Source organism: Streptomyces sp. NPDC053665, assembly GCF_055585285.1.
This window is the reverse complement of record NZ_JBVJKK010000001.1, coordinates 1,186,769-1,201,533: the sequence shown is the minus strand read 5'-3', so window position 1 is coordinate 1,201,533 and position 14,765 is coordinate 1,186,769. Positions and strand designations below refer to the sequence as shown.

At 74.6% G+C, this 14,765-nt stretch carries 13 protein-coding genes; 8 read left to right on the top strand and 5 right to left on the bottom strand.

What is annotated here, in order from left to right; translation table 11 throughout:
* The first annotated feature begins 188 nt into the window (after window positions 1-188).
* Window positions 189-1,283, top strand: a complete 1,095-nt coding sequence (locus tag ACZ6ZN_RS05155) for a glycoside hydrolase family 43 protein (protein WP_469643153.1) — start codon at window positions 189-191, stop codon at window positions 1,281-1,283.
* A 160-nt stretch (window positions 1,284-1,443) separates the two neighbouring features.
* Here the strand turns inward: ACZ6ZN_RS05155 and ACZ6ZN_RS05150 are convergent, their stop codons facing one another.
* The 3 genes from ACZ6ZN_RS05150 to ACZ6ZN_RS05140 form a co-directional block, all read right to left on the bottom strand.
* The gene (locus ACZ6ZN_RS05150) at window positions 1,444-2,016 is read right to left on the bottom strand and encodes a TetR/AcrR family transcriptional regulator (protein WP_398109628.1); all 573 of its coding nucleotides are present in this window, start codon (window positions 2,014-2,016) and stop codon (window positions 1,444-1,446) included.
* Between the two features lie 125 nt (window positions 2,017-2,141).
* Window positions 2,142-3,386, bottom strand: coding sequence for an ROK family transcriptional regulator (locus tag ACZ6ZN_RS05145; protein ID WP_469643151.1), 1,245 nt, complete (start codon window positions 3,384-3,386; stop codon window positions 2,142-2,144).
* 125 nt (window positions 3,387-3,511) lie between these two features.
* Complete coding sequence (locus ACZ6ZN_RS05140) at window positions 3,512-4,000, bottom strand: STAS domain-containing protein (RefSeq protein WP_469643149.1); 489 nt, start codon at window positions 3,998-4,000, stop codon at window positions 3,512-3,514.
* Between the two features lie 152 nt (window positions 4,001-4,152).
* On the opposite strand from ACZ6ZN_RS05140, the gene ACZ6ZN_RS05135 reads away from it, so the two are divergent.
* On the top strand, window positions 4,153-4,509 hold the full coding sequence (locus ACZ6ZN_RS05135; protein ID WP_398109625.1) for a helix-turn-helix transcriptional regulator: 357 nt from the start codon (window positions 4,153-4,155) through the stop codon (window positions 4,507-4,509).
* 40 nt (window positions 4,510-4,549) lie between these two features.
* On the opposite strand, the gene ACZ6ZN_RS05130 is transcribed toward ACZ6ZN_RS05135, so the two are convergent.
* Window positions 4,550-5,806 (bottom strand): D-arabinono-1,4-lactone oxidase, encoded by a 1,257-nt coding sequence (locus ACZ6ZN_RS05130; RefSeq protein ID WP_469643148.1) that lies wholly within the window; start codon window positions 5,804-5,806, stop codon window positions 4,550-4,552.
* 182 nt (window positions 5,807-5,988) lie between these two features.
* Between ACZ6ZN_RS05130 and ACZ6ZN_RS05125 the strand changes: the two genes are divergently transcribed.
* The 6 genes from ACZ6ZN_RS05125 (at window position 5,989) to ACZ6ZN_RS05100 (ending at window position 13,579) form a co-directional block, all read left to right on the top strand.
* Complete coding sequence (locus ACZ6ZN_RS05125) at window positions 5,989-6,996, top strand: hydroxyacid dehydrogenase (RefSeq protein ID WP_469643146.1); 1,008 nt, start codon at window positions 5,989-5,991, stop codon at window positions 6,994-6,996.
* A gap of 124 nt (window positions 6,997-7,120) precedes the next feature.
* Window positions 7,121-8,443, top strand: coding sequence for a radical SAM protein (locus ACZ6ZN_RS05120; protein ID WP_469643144.1), 1,323 nt, complete (start codon window positions 7,121-7,123; stop codon window positions 8,441-8,443).
* 234 nt (window positions 8,444-8,677) lie between these two features.
* A complete protein-coding gene (locus ACZ6ZN_RS05115) occupies window positions 8,678-10,168 on the top strand; it encodes a cellulose binding domain-containing protein (RefSeq protein ID WP_469643143.1) in 1,491 nt (496 codons plus the stop codon).
* Window positions 10,169-10,366: 198 nt separating this feature from the next.
* A complete protein-coding gene (rsgA, locus tag ACZ6ZN_RS05110; RefSeq protein ID WP_469643141.1) occupies window positions 10,367-11,473 on the top strand; it encodes a ribosome small subunit-dependent GTPase A in 1,107 nt (368 codons plus the stop codon).
* A gap of 202 nt (window positions 11,474-11,675) precedes the next feature.
* Complete coding sequence (locus tag ACZ6ZN_RS05105) at window positions 11,676-13,088, top strand: DNA-3-methyladenine glycosylase 2 family protein (RefSeq protein WP_469643139.1); 1,413 nt, start codon at window positions 11,676-11,678, stop codon at window positions 13,086-13,088.
* Window positions 13,085-13,579, top strand: coding sequence for a methylated-DNA--[protein]-cysteine S-methyltransferase (locus tag ACZ6ZN_RS05100; RefSeq protein ID WP_469643137.1), 495 nt, complete (start codon window positions 13,085-13,087; stop codon window positions 13,577-13,579). The genes ACZ6ZN_RS05105 and ACZ6ZN_RS05100 overlap by 4 nt, the downstream gene beginning before the upstream one ends.
* Window positions 13,580-13,603: 24 nt before the next feature.
* Here ACZ6ZN_RS05100 and ACZ6ZN_RS05095 read toward each other — a convergent pair whose 3' ends face one another.
* Complete coding sequence (locus ACZ6ZN_RS05095) at window positions 13,604-14,086, bottom strand: DUF456 domain-containing protein (RefSeq protein WP_451877884.1); 483 nt, start codon at window positions 14,084-14,086, stop codon at window positions 13,604-13,606.
* Window positions 14,087-14,765: the final 679 nt, after the last annotated feature.

The following is a 14,765-nucleotide window of genomic DNA, read 5'->3' as shown; positions in this document are numbered from 1 at the left end:
CCCGGTTCGTCTCGTCGGAAACGTTGACCTGTTGGGGTCACCCCCTTACCTTTCCCTCGTTCGGCATGACAGATGCTGTTCGACCCACCGAACACCACCGAACACCGAACACCGAACACCGCTCCGGTGCGGCGCCGTGTCGTGTACGGCCGTCGCCCCGGTCCCCCCAGCGAGAGGCAGACCCCCACATGAGCCGCGCACGCGACCACGCTCTGCCCGAACCCCCCAGCCGCAGAAGCCTGCTGCTGGGCGCCGCGGCCGCCGGTGCCCTGGCCGCCGTACCCGTCCTTCCCGGCACCGCCGCGGCCGCCCCGGCCCGAGGGCCGAAGCCCGCACCCTTCGCCAACCCCCTCGTCCGCCACCGCGCCGACCCGCACATCCACCGGCACACCGACGGCTCCTACTACTTCACCGCCACCGTGCCCGAGTACGACCGCATCGTCCTGCGCCGCTCCCGCACCCTGGCCGGACTGGGCACCGCCGCCGAGTCGGTCCTCTGGCGCGCCCACCCCACCGGCCCCATGGGCGCCCACATCTGGGCGCCCGAACTGCACCGCATCGGCGGCAGGTGGTACATCTACTTCGCCTCCGCCCCCGCCGAGGACGTGTGGGCCATTCGCATCTGGGTGCTGGAGAACGCCCACCCCGACCCCTTCCAGGGCACCTGGGTGGAGAAGGGGCAGGTGAGGACCGCCTGGGAGACGTTCTCCCTGGACGCCACCACCTTCACCCACCGGGGCCGGCGCTACCTGGCCTGGGCCCAGCACGAACCCGGCACGGACAGCAACACCGGCGTCTTCCTGTCGGCGATGGCGAACCCCTGGACCCTCGAAGGCCCGCAGGTGCGCCTGTCCACCCCCGAGTACGACTGGGAGTGCATCGGCTTCAAGGTCAACGAGGGCCCCTACGTCCTCCGGCGCAACGGCCGCCTGTTCCTGACCTATTCGGCCAGCGCCACCGACTCGCACTACTGCGTGGGGCTGCTGACCGCCGACGCCCGCAGTGACCTCCTGGACCCCGCGAGCTGGTCCAAGTCGCCCGTTCCCGTCTTCACCAGCAACGACACGACGAAGCAGTACGGCCCGGGCCACAACTGCTTCACCGTCGCCGAGGACGGCCGCACCGACGTCCTCGTCTACCACGCCCGCCAGTACAAGGAGATCGAGGGCGACCCGCTGAACGACCCCAACCGCCACACCCGCATCCAGCGGCTCGGCTGGAAGGCGGACGGCACACCCGACTTCGGCATCCCCGTCGCCGACACGGCCGCGGCGGACGACTGAGCGGCCACGCCCCGCGCTGCCGTCAACTGCGGTGGCCGCAAAGGGAGTAGGGCCCCGCAACGGGGGAACCCGGGCCGGTGGATCGAGCCCCTGGGGCGCCCCGACCGGAACCGGGGCGCCCCAGGCCCCGCCCCGTGCACGGGCGGCCGGGCCGCGGACCTCAGGCGCGGGGCCAGTTGCCGAGCAGGACGTGCAGGGCGTCGATCGCGCGGTCCCAGGAGGCCTGGACGTCCCGGGGCGCGCCGAAGGCCCCGGTGGACTCCAGGGCGCAGTAGCCGTGGAAGGTGCTGCGCAGCAGACGTACGGCGTCGGTGAGGTCGGGCTCCCGCAGGCCGTAGGCGCGGAGCATGCCGTAGGTGACGTCGGCCGTGCGGCGCATCGCGGGGGAGTCGGCGACGAGTTCGGGGTCGAGGGCGATCTGGGTGGCCGCGTAGCGCCCGGGGTGGTGCAGGGCGTACGCGCGGTAGGCGGCGGCGAAGGCGCCGAGGGTGTCGCGGCCGGGCTCGCGGCCCTCGACGGCCGCCGCGATGCGGTCGATCATCTCGCCGCCGGCCAGGAGCGCCATGCGGACGCGCAGGTCCTTGAGGCTCCGCACGTGGGTGTACAGGCTCGCGTCCCGCACCCCGAAGCGGCGGGCCAGCGCGGAGAGGGTGACGTGCTCGAAGCCCGCCTCGTCGGCGAGGTCGGCTGCGGCCGCGACGAGGCGGTCGGGGGTGAGGCCGGCTCTGGGCATGGGCGTGTCGGGATGACCTCTCGGGGCGGTCCTCGGCGGCTGCGGGCGCAGCCGGGGGACGAGCGTAGTACGCGGCCGGCGCGCTCGGCGGGCGGGCAGTCGCCCCCCGGGCGCCGCCGACGCCTCTACGGCGACGGGGCGGTGCTGCGGCTACCGGGAAGCGACCGGCGGTGGTGCCGCTGCCCCGCCGTCTCCAGCGCCCCTTCGAGGGCGAACGTCGCCGCGCCCAGGCACACCGGGTCCGTCGGGATCGGGGAGAGGACGATCCTGGTGGACGCCAGCGGCCGCGGCAACGCGTGCCGGGTCACCGCCTCGCGCACCGCGTGCAGCAGCGGTTCGCCCAGCGTGCGGGCCACCCAGCTGCTCAGCACGACGACCTCCGGGTTGAACAGGTTGACCAGATCGGCGACTCCGGCGCCCAGGTAGCGGGCGGTCTCCTCGACGACCCGGCGTGCCACCGGATCGCCCGAGGCGAGCCCGCGGGCCAGCGCGTCGAGGGTCGCGGTCTGGTCCCCGGGGTGCAGCAGCGGGCTGTCCGGGGCGAGTTCACGCAGGTGCAGCATGATGCCCCGGGCGCCCACGTACGCCTCGACGCAGCCGCGGTCGCCGCACCGGCACCGGCGCCCGTTCAGGACCATCGTGGTGTGGCCCCACTCGCCGGCGCTGTTGCTCACGCCCCGGTGCAGCCCGCCGCCCAGGACGAGACCCGCGCCCACGCCGGTACCGAGGCCGACCACCACGGCGTTCCCGCGTCCGCGTGCGGCCCCGGACCACAGCTCGGCCACCGCGGCGGCCCGCAGCGGGTTGTCCAGGTGGAGCGGGTACGCCAGGCGCTCGGAGAGCAGGTCGCGCAGCGGTACGTCGTGCCAGTCCCAGTCGGGCGCGTACGCGCAGACGCCCGTGGCCGGGTCCACCTGCCCCGGGACGCTCACCCCGGCCCCGAGCACACGGGTGTCCTCCACCCCGGCCCTGGCGACCACCGAGCCGACGGCGGCGGCCACCCGGGCGACCACCTGCTCGGGCCGGGCCTCACCGGGCCGGACGTCCTCCTCGGCCCGGGCCAGCACGTTCAGTCCCAGGTCGAACAGCTCGGCGTGGACGTACGTCTCGGCGACGTCGACGCCGACGAGCGCGCCGCCCGAGGTGTCGACCGCGACCAGGCCCCGGGGGCGGCCGCCCGCCGAGTCCTCGAACCCGACCTCGGTGATCATGCGGAGGTCGAGCAGCTCGCCGACGAGGGTGGCGACCGTGGCCAGGCTCAGCCCCGTGGCGGCGGCCAGCTCCTGGCGGGAAGTGGGCGAGTCGGCGATGATCCGGCGCAGCACTTCGCAGCGGTTCGCGGTGCGGATGTCGCGTGACGTGCGCTTCACCGGGTTGCCCCACCCCCCTCCGGGCCGGGCGGGTCGGATCGGCACCGGCGCGGCGCAAGACTATGGGCGTGCGATGACGTTCGACAAGGGCTTCGGAAAGGGGCTTGACGAAGTCGGGCCGGAGGTCAGGCGGAGGTCGCGATCAGCGCGCCGGCGGACCGCACCGGCTGCGCCGGCCGCAGGGCGCCGTCCGCCGGCCGGACGATCCGCGGCAGGGGTGCGGGGCGGTCCGCGTCCCGCTCCGGGCCGGCGAACAGGGGGCGGGTGCCCGTCAGGGTGAGCAGTCGCTCGACCGCGGGGCTGCTGGAGCGGACGGTCACCGTCCGGCCCCGTTCCCGCGCGCGCTCGCGCAGGACCTGGAGCACGTACAGCCCGGCGCAGTCGATGAACCCGACGGCCTCCAGCCGCAGGTCGATTCCGCTGCCCGAGACGTCGAGCACGCCGGTCAGCTCGGGCAGGAGCCGGTGGGCGCCCAGGTCCAGCTCGCCGCGCAGGCTCACGGTCGTCCGGTCGCCGTCCACGGTGACGGCCAGGTCCGCCGCACAGGCGGGGAGGGTCGCCCGCGTGCCGGCGTCCGCCGCCTCCGCGACGGCCGGCCGGGTGGGGGGTCGCACAGCGTACGCAGGTTCCGGCATGGCCTCGTTCTCCCTTCCGCTCGCCTCGTCTCCGCTGACAGGGTGCCCGGTCGTGGCACATGCGTCAACCAATACATGAAACAGAGTGCGTGTTTTTGAGTGCGTGAATGTCCGGTCGCTAGAGTAGGAGCATGGATGGAGTGCCCGAGCCTCACACCGGATGGACGTTCCTCACCAACCACGCGCGTGTGCTGGCGGCCATCGCCGACAACCACAGCGCCCGCATCCGGGACATAGCGGCCCATTGCCGGCTCACCGAGCGGGCCGTGCAGAAGATCATCGCCGACCTGGAACAGGACGGATACCTCTCCCACACCCGGGAGGGGCGCACCAACACGTACCGGATCGACCCCGCCAAGAGGCTGCGCCACCCGGCCGAGGCGGGCCTGGGCGTGACCGTGGCCTCGCTGCTGTCCCTGCTGGTCCAGGACGAGGCCGACCGCGGCACGGTCCCGGCCTCCGGCGACCGCCCGCACGCCACCGCCTGAGCCGGAGCCCCACGGCCGGCCTCGTCCGGACCGCGGGGTTCTAGTCCCCGGCGAGCACCTCCCGTACGAAGGCGTTGGCGAACGTCCCCCGCGGGTCCAGCTCGTGGGCCAGGGCCCGGAAGTCGGCCATCCGCGGGTACAGCCCGCTCAGGGCGGACGCGGGGAGGGTGAACACCTTCCCCCAGTGCGGCCGCGCCGCGAAGGGGGCCAGTGCCTCCTCCACGCGCCGCACCACCGGCAGCACCGCCGGGGTGTCGTCGACCCAGGTGAAGTGGACCGCGACCGTGTCCCGGCCGTGGGAGGGGCTCAGCCACTGGTCGTCCCCGGCGACCGTGCGCACCTCGCAGGTCTGCAGCACCGGCGCGACGTCCTCCCGGATCGCGTCGAGCGCGTGCAGCATCTCCACGGCGTGCCCGCGCGGCAGCAGGTACTCCGACTGCAGCTCCGCCCCGCTGCTCGGCATGAACTCGGCCCGGAAGTGCGGCAGTCGCTCGTGCCACGGCCCCGGCGTGCCGAACTGCTCGGTGCAGTTGACCGCCGGCATGCCCGGCACCGGGTGCATCTTCGCGGTCGCGGGCGCGGCCCACGGGAACGCGGGCAGCGGCTGGTCGGTGCGCCGCTTGAGCCACACCTGGCGGAAGCCCGGCTCCCGCCAGTCGGTGAAGAGGCTGACGCTGTACCCCGTCGCCATCACCGTCTCGAAGGTGCCCGCGTCCATGCCCCGGAAGGGCAGTTCGGTGAAGACGTGCTGCTCCACCTCGTAGGCCGGTTCCAGGTCCAGGGTGAGCGCGGTGACGACCCCGAGCGCCCCCAGTGAGGTGACGGCGCCGCCGAAGCGCTCCTCGTCCCGGCCTATGGTCACCGCCGAGCCGTCGGCGGTGACCAGCTCCACCTCGCGCACGGGCGCGGAGAGCGGGCCGTTGAGCACCCCCGAGCCATGGGTGCCGGTGGCGACCGACCCGGCCACGGAGATGTGCGGCAGGGACGCCATGTTGGGCAGGGCGAGTCCGTGCCCGTGCACGCGACGGGCCAGTTCGGCGTAGCGCACGCCGCCGCCGACGCGGACGGTGCGGGCCGCGGTGTCGACGTCCACCTCCGGCGGCAGGGCGGCGAGCGACAGCAGCACGCCGTCGGCGCCCGGCTCGGCGATCCGGTTGAACGAGTGCCCGCTGCCCAGCACCCGCACCCGGTCGCTGTCCGCGACCAGCGCCCGCAGCGCGTCGAGCGACCCCGGCCGGTGCAGCTCCTGTGCCGCGTAGGTGATGTTGCCCGCCCAGTTGGTCACGGTCCCGTTCATCGCGTCGTCCTTCCCCGAGGCAGCAGGGGGCCGGGAAGCCCCCGCCGGAACCTACCCCGGACGCGCGTCCGATTGCCGCCGCCCCCGGCCGGCCCTACCGTGGTCACCCCGCAGGAAGCGGTTTCCGCCCCGGCTATCGGAAGGCCGCGGTCGCGACGCCCCCGAGCCGGAAGGTCAGGCCCGTGCACGAGCGCGCCCAGGCACTGTTCGCCATGACGCCGCGGAACGTGCCGCTGCTCTTCCCGCCCGAGGTGCTGGCGCGGCTGCGGGCGGCCGTCGACGTCGACCCGGCCCTCGTCGCACGGGACTTCACCGGCGCGCGGGTGCGGGAGGTGCTGGCGCGGACCGAGATCCTGGTCACCGGCTGGGGCTGCCCCCCGCTCGACGAGGAGGTCCTGGCCGCCGCCCCCCGGCTGCGCGCGGTGCTGCACGCCGCCGGCTCGGTGAAGGCCCTGGTCGCCCCGGGCCTGCGCGAGCGCGGCATCAGTGTCTCCACGGCCGCCGCCGCCAACGCGGTGCCCGTGGCCGAGTACACCCTGGCGATGATCCTGCTCGCCGGGAAGGACGCCCTGGCCGCCCGTGAGCGCCTGCGGACGGACCGTCCCTCCTCGGGCGGGGGCGTCGTGCCCGGCATCGGCAATCACGGCCGCCGCGTCGGGGTCATCGGCGCCTCGCGCACCGGCCGCCGCGTCCTGGACCTGCTGCGCCCCTTCGATCTGCGGCCGGCCCTGACCGACCCCTACGTCGGCGAGGAGGAGGCCGCCGCGCTCGGCGTGCCCCTGCTGCCCCTGGACGAGCTGCTGCGCACCTGCGCCATCGTCACCGTGCACGCCCCGGCCACCCCCGAGACCCACCGCATGCTCGGCCGCCGCGAGCTGGACCTGATGCCCGACGGGGCCGTCCTGATCAACACCGCGCGCGGGGCGCTGGTCGACCACGACGCCCTGGTGGAGCGGGTGCGCGCCGGACGCCTGACCGCGGTCCTCGACGTCACCGACCCCGAGCCGCTCCCCGCCGACTCGCCCCTGTACGACCTGCCCGGGGTCTTCGTCACCCCGCACCTCGCCGGCTCCCAGGGCAACGAGCTGGCCCGGCTCGGCCGGGTGGTCGCCGAGGAGGCCGAACGGCTGGCGGCCGGGGAGAAGCCGGCGTATGCGGTCGACTGGGCGACACTGGAACGCGAGGCCTGACGCAGCCCCCGCGCGAAAGGGACGAAAAGGGCATCCGCCCGGTTCGGGGGGACCCGGTACCGGGCCCGCGCACCGAGGGGCATACCGTGAGGAGTCGTACGTCCGCACCGGGAGGAGAGACGGGATGGGCAGCCGAACCGCGCTGGTCGAGGATCTGATGGAGCGGTTCCCGCACGTGCCGCGGGAAGCCGTCTTCAAGGAGGACCTGCTGCGCGGCGGTGTGACCTTCGACCCCTCCGCGCTCAGCGACAACGAGGGCGGCGAGGTGAAGCCGAAGTCGTACTTCATCTTCTCCTTCGACCACGGAACCCTGCCCGAGCTGGGCGAGGCCGCGCTGCGCCGCCCGCCCGAGGAGATCATCCTCACCGGCGGCCCGTACGACCTGCGCCGCACGGTCGTCTCGGTGCGGGTGAACCCCGCCTCGCCCTACCGCGTCGCGGCGAGCGAGGACGGCGTGCTCGGCCTCTACCTCGACGGCAGGCGCATCTCCGACGTCGGCGTGCCGCCGATGCCCGAGTACTACCGGCACAAGCTCTCCAACGGGAAGTCCGTCATGGAGGTCGCGCCCACCATCCAGTGGGGCTACCTCATCTACCTGACCGTCTTCCGCGTCTGCCAGTACTTCGGCGCCAAGGAGGAGTGCCAGTACTGCGACATCAACCACAACTGGCGCCAGCACAAGGCGGCCGGCCGCCCCTACACGGGCGTGAAGGACGTCGAGGAGGTGCTGGAGGCGCTGGAGATCATCGACCGGTACGACACCGCGAAGCAGTCCACCGCCTACACCCTCACCGGCGGCGCCATCACCAAGACGGTCTCCGGCCGCGACGAGGCCGACTTCTACGGCCACTACGCCAAGGCCATCGAGGAGCGCTTCCCCGGCCGCTGGATCGGCAAGGTCGTGGCCCAGGCGCTGCCGCGCGACGACGTCCAGCGCTTCAAGGACTACGGCGTGCAGATCTACCACCCCAACTACGAGGTGTGGGACGAGTACCTGTTCAAGATGTACTGCCCCGGCAAGGAGCGCTACGTCGGCCGCGACGAGTGGCACAAGCGCATCCTGGACTCGGCGGAGATCTTCGGCGCGCGCAACGTCATCCCCAACTTCGTGGCCGGCGTGGAGATGGCCGAGCCCTTCGGCTTCAAGACGGTCGACGAGGCCATCGCCTCCACCACCGAGGGCCTGCGCTTCTTCATGTCCCAGGGCATCACGCCCCGCTTCACCACCTGGTGCCCCGAGCCCACGACCCCCCTCGGCAAGGCCAACCCGCAAGGAGCGCCGCTGGAGTACCACATCCGGCTGCTCCAGGCGTACCGGCAGACCATGGAGGACTTCGGGCTCTCCTCGCCCCCCGGCTACGGCCCGCCCGGCGCCGGCAACGCGGTGTTCTCGGTCAGCTCCTTCATGGACAGCCTCCCGGCGGACGAACCGACCGCCGTTCTCTGACACTTCGATGACGCCGCCCCTCCGGGCGAGGCGGCGGTGAGTCGACAGGGCGGACGCGCACGTACGGCATCTTCGAGACGGAGCCGTGGGGGCGCGGCCGCCCTGTTCTCACATCTGAACAGGGCGCTTGTCAGTTGTGCGGGACGCGTGAAAAGCTCGGGCCCTGCCGCGAGGGTTCCCCCAACTCCTCTGCCGACGTGGTGAGTTGTTCTCGCTTGTGGATGCAGGAGACACATGCCCGACCTGCCGACCCCTCAGGACGCGACCGAGGCCGCGTGGTTCTCCGAGTGCTGGGACGCGGTCCTCGCCTACGCCGACCTGTGCACGTCCGGCTCCGCCGCCGCCGCGCAACTGGCCCGGGAGGCGTTCGCGCTGGGCATCCGCGAGGCCCGGGAGGCCGAAGCCGGACCGGCCCGCGGCACCGGCCGCCGCCACGCCCGGCTGCCCCGCATCCCCCTGCTGCTGACCGCCGTCCGCACCACCGCCGCGGCCTGGGAGCAGGCCGGGCAGGGCCACAAGCTCGATCCCGACCTGCGGCTGTGGCTGAACTCCGACAAGGCGGCCCGCTACACCGGACCGCCCCTGCAACGCCCGCTCGCCCTGCGCGCCCTGCGCGACCTCCAGCAGGCGGACGCCGAACTGCTGTGGCTCGCCGAGGCGGAGGCGCTCCCGCTGCCCACGGCGGCCCGCCGCCTCGACCTCGACCCGGCCTCCGCCGCCGAGGAACTCCAGCAGGTGCGCACCCTCTTCCGGGACCGCTGCCACCGCAACCACCTCGACACCCCGATGGACGCCCGCTGCCGCAGCTACGCCCGGCTGCTGGACGCCGTCACCCGCTCCGGCGCCGAGACCCCCGGCGACCTCTCCCGGCACCTGGCCACCTGCGTGCAGTGCGCCGAGGCCGCCGCCTGCCTGCGCCTGCACGGCGGAGGGCTGCCCGGGGCACTGGCCGGCGGGGTGATCGGCTGGGGCGGCCTCGCCTACCTGGAACGCCGCCGCCGCGCGGCCGAGGTGCGCCTCGGGGCCGGACGCCCCACTCCGCCCGACACCGACCCGCAGGACGGGGCGCAGAAGGCGCGGGTCGCGCGCAACGGGCTGCTCGTCGCCGCCGTCCTGGTGTCCGCCCTGGCGCTCGGGGTGACGCTGATGCCGTTCGGCGGCTCCGGCGACGACCTCACCACCCGGGGCGACGGTGGCCGCGAGCCGGTGGCGGACCCCCGTCCGTCCCTGCCCTCCGCCCCCTCGCCGTCGCCACCCGCGACCGGCCGGCCGTCCGGCCCGGCCACCGAGCGCACGCGCGAGCCGGCGACGCCCCGCTCGTCGAAGAGCCGCGACCGGCACACCGGGCCGCAGGGCACCGCCTCGCCCACCGAGCGCGCCGAACCCCGGCCCGGGCGGAGCGCCGCCCCCGTCTGCCGGGTGGAGTACGACCTGGTCAACCAGTGGCCCGACGGATTCCAGGCCACCGTCACCGTCACCAGCAGCCGGCCCCTGGACACCTGGCGGGTGTCCTGGTCCTTCCGCGACGGCCAGCAGGCCGGCCAGATGTGGGACGCCTCCGTCTCCCAGGCCGGGAACCGCGTCACCGCCACCGCCGCCGACTACAACAAGTCCGTGCCCGCGGGCGGCGAGCTGAGCTTCGGCTTCCTCGCCTCCTGGACCGGCACCAACTCCCCGCCGTACGGCTTCACGCTGAACGGCCACGCCTGCGCGAAAAGCGGTTGACGCGGCCGGGCCGGCACGGGATACGGTGACGCCGGTCGCTGCCGCAGGCGCACGACCGATCGAGGAACGAGGAGGTGTCGACCGATGGCTGTCATTGCGATGAGCGCTGCCCGCATCCAGTTCGTCACGTCCACCTCCACGGCCACCGGCTGATCCGACCCATCCGTCGCGCCGGGGCCGGCCTCGAAAGGGTCACCCTTGACTTCCAGCTCCGCCTCCTCCGTTTCCTCCGCGCTCGCCCCCTACGGCTGGGACGACGCGTGGGCGGACGAGTTCGCCCCCCACGCCGCCGAAGGGCTGCTGCCCGGACGCGTGATCCGCGTCGACCGCGGGCAGTGCGACGTCGTCACCGCCGGCGGTGTGCTGCGCGCCGACACCGCGTTCGTCACCCCGCACGACCCGCTGCGCGTCGTGTGCACCGGTGACTGGGTCGCCGTCGAAGCCGGCGGCAACCCGCGCTACGTCCGCACACTCCTGGAGCGGCGCACCGCGTTCGTCCGCTCCACCTCCTCCAAGCGGTCCGAGGGCCAGATCCTCGCGGCCAACGTCGACCACGCCATCGTCGCCGTGTCCCTCGCGGTCGAGCTCGACCTCGGCCGCATCGAGCGCTTCCTCGCACTCGCCTGGGAGTCGGGCGCCCAGCCCGTCGTCGTCCTCACCAAGGCCGACCTCGTGCCCGACCCCGTCACGCTGTCCCACCTCGTGCAGGACGTCGAGACCAGCGCGCCCGGCGTGCCCGTGGTGCCCGTCAGCGCCCTGGACGGCGAAGGGCTCGACGTCGTCGCCGCCCTGGTCGGCGGCGGCACGTCCGTGCTGCTCGGCCAGTCCGGCGCCGGCAAGTCCACCCTCGCCAACGCGCTGCTCGGCGCCGACGTCATGGCCGTCCAGGCCACGCGCGACGTCGACGGCAAGGGCCGGCACACCACCACGACCCGCAACCTGCTGGTCATGCCCGGCGGAGGCGTCCTCATCGACACCCCCGGACTGCGGGGCGTCGGCCTCTGGGACGCCGGGACGGGGGTCGGGCAGGTCTTCTCCGAGATCGAGGAACTGGCCGAACGGTGCCGCTTCCACGACTGCGCCCACGAGGCGGAGCCGGGCTGCGCGGTGCTGGCCGCCGTGGACGACGGCGACCTGCCCGAACGGCGCCTGCACAGCTACCGCAAGCTGCTGCGGGAGAACCAGCGCATCGTCGCCAAGACCGACGCCCGGCTGCGGGCCGAGATCCGCAAGGACTGGAAGCGGAAGGGGGCGATGGGCAAGGCGGCGATGGAGGCCAAGCGCGGCCCCCACTGGCGCGGCTGACCACCGGCCCCGCGGGCCGGGTCCGCCCGGGTATGTCTGGCCCGGCGGCTGCTGTTCGGTAGCCGTCGGGCTGGGTGTGCACCGCTCACCCCGGACCCGGCGCGGCCCGGAAGTCACCCCGGGCCCGGTGCGGTCCGGGAGCCGATGTCGTGTCCGATTTCCGCCAGCGGCGGGTGGGGCGGCGGCGGAGACTGGACGGGTGATGGACCAGAGGACGGACGAGGACACCAGGTACGCGGCCGTGCGCAGCCGCGACGCGCGGTTCGACGGCGTGTTCTTCTTCGCCGTCGAGACGACCGGCATCTACTGCCGGCCGAGCTGCCCGGCCGTCACCCCGAAGCGGGCGAACGTGCGGTTCTTCGCCACCGCCGCCGCCGCGCAGGGCTCCGGATTCCGGGCCTGCCGGCGCTGCCGCCCGGACGCCGTCCCCGGCTCCGCCGAATGGAACGTACGCGCGGACGTCGTGGCCCGGGCCGTGCGGCTGATCGCGGACGGGGTGGTGGACCGGGAGGGCGTCACCGGACTCGCCGCCCGCCTCGGCTACAGCCCACGGCAGGTGCAGCGCCAGCTCACCGCCGAACTCGGCGCAGGCCCCGTCGCCCTCGCCCGGGCCCAGCGGGCCCACACCGCGCGCGTGCTGGTGCAGACGACCGGACTGCCGATCACCGAGATCGCGTTCGCCGCCGGCTTCTCCAGCGTGCGCCAGTTCAACGACACGATCCGGGCCGTGTACGCCACGACCCCGAGCGACCTGCGCGCCGCAGCACCGCGCGGCGGCCACGGCCGGAGCACCGCCGCCCCCGACGCGGGCATCCCGCTGCGCCTCGCCCACCGCGGCCCGTACCAGTCCGGCCCCGTCTTCGACCTGCTGCAATACGAGGCCGTGCCCGGCATCGAGGAGGTCTGCGGCCCGCCCGGCGCCCGCACCTACCGGCGCACCCTCCGCCTGCCGTACGGCACCGGCATCGTCGCCGTCGCCGAACGCACCGGTGCCGCCCGGACCACCTCCGGCGCCCACCCCGGCGGCTGGCTCGAGGCCCGGCTGCACCTCACCGACCTCCGCGACCTGACCACCGCCGTCCAGCGGCTGCGGCGGCTGTTCGACCTGGACGCCGACCCCTACGCCGTCGACGGCCGCCTCGGCGCCGACCCGCGGCTCGCACCCCTGGTCGCCGCCCGGCCCGGCCTGCGGTCCCCGGGCGCAGCCGACCCCGAGGAACTCGCGGTACGCGCACTGGTGGGGCGCGCGGAGGCGGAACGGCTGGTCCGGCGGTACGGCAAGGCCCTCGACGCCCCCTGCGGGAGCCTCACCCACCTCTTCCCCGAACCCCCGGTCCTCGCCGGGGCGGAACCCGGCGGCACCCTCGGCGCCCTCACCGCGGCCCTCGCCGACCACGCCGTACGCCTCGACCCGGGCGCCGACCGGGACGCCGCGCAGGACGCCCTGCGGGCCGTGCCCGGACTGGACGCCCGTACCCTCGCCGAGATCCGCGCCCGCGCCCTCGGCGACCCCGACGCCGCCCCGCCCGGGCTCGACGTCCCCGACACCTGGCGCCCCTGGCGCTCGTACGCCCTGAACCACCTGCGCGCAGCAGGGGAGTGGGAGATCCGATGAACCCGTTGGCCTACTGGACGAGCATGGCGAGCCCGCTCGGGCCGCTGCTCCTGACCGCCGCCCCCTCCGGCGAGCTGACCTCGCTGTCCGTGCCCGGGCAGAAGGGCGGCCGGGAGGTGCGTGACGACTGGCGGCGTGACGCCGGGCCCTTCCGCGAGGCCGAGGAGCAGCTCGCGGCCTACTTCGCCGGGGACCTGAAGGAGTTCCGCCTGCCCCTGCGCACCGAGGGCTCACCGTTCCGGGAGAAGGTCTGGGCCGCACTGGACGCCATCCCCTACGGCGCCACCGTCACCTACGGGGAGATCGCCGCGCGCATCGGGGCGCCCCGGGCCGCGGTCCGTGCCGTGGGCGGGGCGATCGGCGCCAACCCGCTGCTCGTCGTGCGGCCCTGCCACCGGGTGATCGGGGCGGGCGGCGCGCTGACCGGGTACGCGGGCGGCCTGGACCGCAAGGTGCGGCTGCTGACGCACGAGGGAGTCCTCGCGGCCTGACCCCCTCCTGGGCGGTGCGCCGGTTCAGCCCCAGACCACCGCGCCCACCCAGGCCGCGGCGATGAGCTGGCAGGTGAACAGCTCGGCCAGGACGGCGGAGCCGCCCGAGCGCAGCACCGTGCGCACGGCGGCGACCGCGTCACCGTGCCGGCCGAGCCTGCGGCGTTCGAAGAGGTAGATCCCGGCGAGGAAGCCGGGGATCGCGCCCAGGACCGGGACGAGGACGAAACCGAGGAGGGAGCCGGTGCCGGCGTAGACCAGCATGCGGCGGGTGGTGGCGTCGGAGCGCAGCCGGCGGGGCGGCAGCGTCCAGCGCACCGCCTGGGAGAGCAGGAGCAGGCCCGTCGCCCCCACCAGGACCCACCAGGCGACCGGCTGCGGATCCTTCAGCGCCCACCACAGGACCGCGGCCCACACCAGCCACGAGCCGGGCATCGCGGGCAGCAGCACGCCGCACAGTCCGAGCAGGATGACCAGCCCGACCAGCAGGAGGTCCCACACTCCCATCTGACCAGACTGCCGGAAGCCGGGAGAACGCGCAGGTCAGCAGGGCGACGGTGGGCGACACCCGCAGGTCAGCCGCCCGGGCGGCCCCGTCGCCCCGGATCGCACGGCTGTTCCAGGAGTCACCCGACGTGTCGATCACCGCGGGGTGACGGGCCGGTTTTTTCCAAGAGCCCCGTTTTCATCCGGCTCGTGCGGTGACAATCGGGGGCATGAGCCAGCAGGGGGGAAGGCCCACCGGTCACGAGGACGACTGGTGGAGGCAGTTGTACGAGGACTCCACCGACGACACGGGCCCGGCACCGGCCCCCGATTCCCTGGACGACCGCTTCGCCTCGGCGGCGGGGACGGTGACCGGGCGGCCCGTCGTACCGTCGCCCCGGGCGGGCGCCGACGACCTGCCGGCTCCGCCGCCGCGGGCCCCGTGGGAGCCACCGCCGTCCCGTCCGCCCGGCCCGGTCACCTTCCCGGCGGCGAGACAGCCTCAGGACCCCACCGGACAGGGACCCGACGCCCCCGAGGACGACCACCCCCGGACCGCACGGCCGGCCCCGGACCACCGCCCGGGCCCCCTCCCACCCGAGCCCGCACCGGGGCGTGCGCCGGGACAGGATCCCGCGCCTGCGCCCGGCCCCGCACCCACATCTGGACCCGCCCCCGGACCCGCGCCCGAGCCCGGGTC

Bases quoted from the DNA above. Each gene is read 5' to 3' on its own strand.
- ACZ6ZN_RS05120 (WP_469643144.1), top strand. From the start codon at position 7,121: ATGGGCAGCCGAACCGCGCTGGTCGAGGATCTGATGGAGCGGTTCCCG.
- ACZ6ZN_RS05155 (WP_469643153.1), top strand. From the start codon at position 189: ATGAGCCGCGCACGCGACCACGCTCTGCCCGAACCCCCCAGCCGCAGA.
- ACZ6ZN_RS05150 (WP_398109628.1), bottom strand. From the start codon at position 2,016: ATGCCCAGAGCCGGCCTCACCCCCGACCGCCTCGTCGCGGCCGCAGCC.
- ACZ6ZN_RS05100 (WP_469643137.1), top strand. From the start codon at position 13,085: ATGAACCCGTTGGCCTACTGGACGAGCATGGCGAGCCCGCTCGGGCCG.
- ACZ6ZN_RS05095 (WP_451877884.1), bottom strand. From the start codon at position 14,086: ATGGGAGTGTGGGACCTCCTGCTGGTCGGGCTGGTCATCCTGCTCGGA.
- ACZ6ZN_RS05115 (WP_469643143.1), top strand. From the start codon at position 8,678: ATGCCCGACCTGCCGACCCCTCAGGACGCGACCGAGGCCGCGTGGTTC.
- ACZ6ZN_RS05105 (WP_469643139.1), top strand. From the start codon at position 11,676: ATGGACCAGAGGACGGACGAGGACACCAGGTACGCGGCCGTGCGCAGC.
- ACZ6ZN_RS05130 (WP_469643148.1), bottom strand. From the start codon at position 5,806: ATGAACGGGACCGTGACCAACTGGGCGGGCAACATCACCTACGCGGCA.
- ACZ6ZN_RS05135 (WP_398109625.1), top strand. From the start codon at position 4,153: ATGGATGGAGTGCCCGAGCCTCACACCGGATGGACGTTCCTCACCAAC.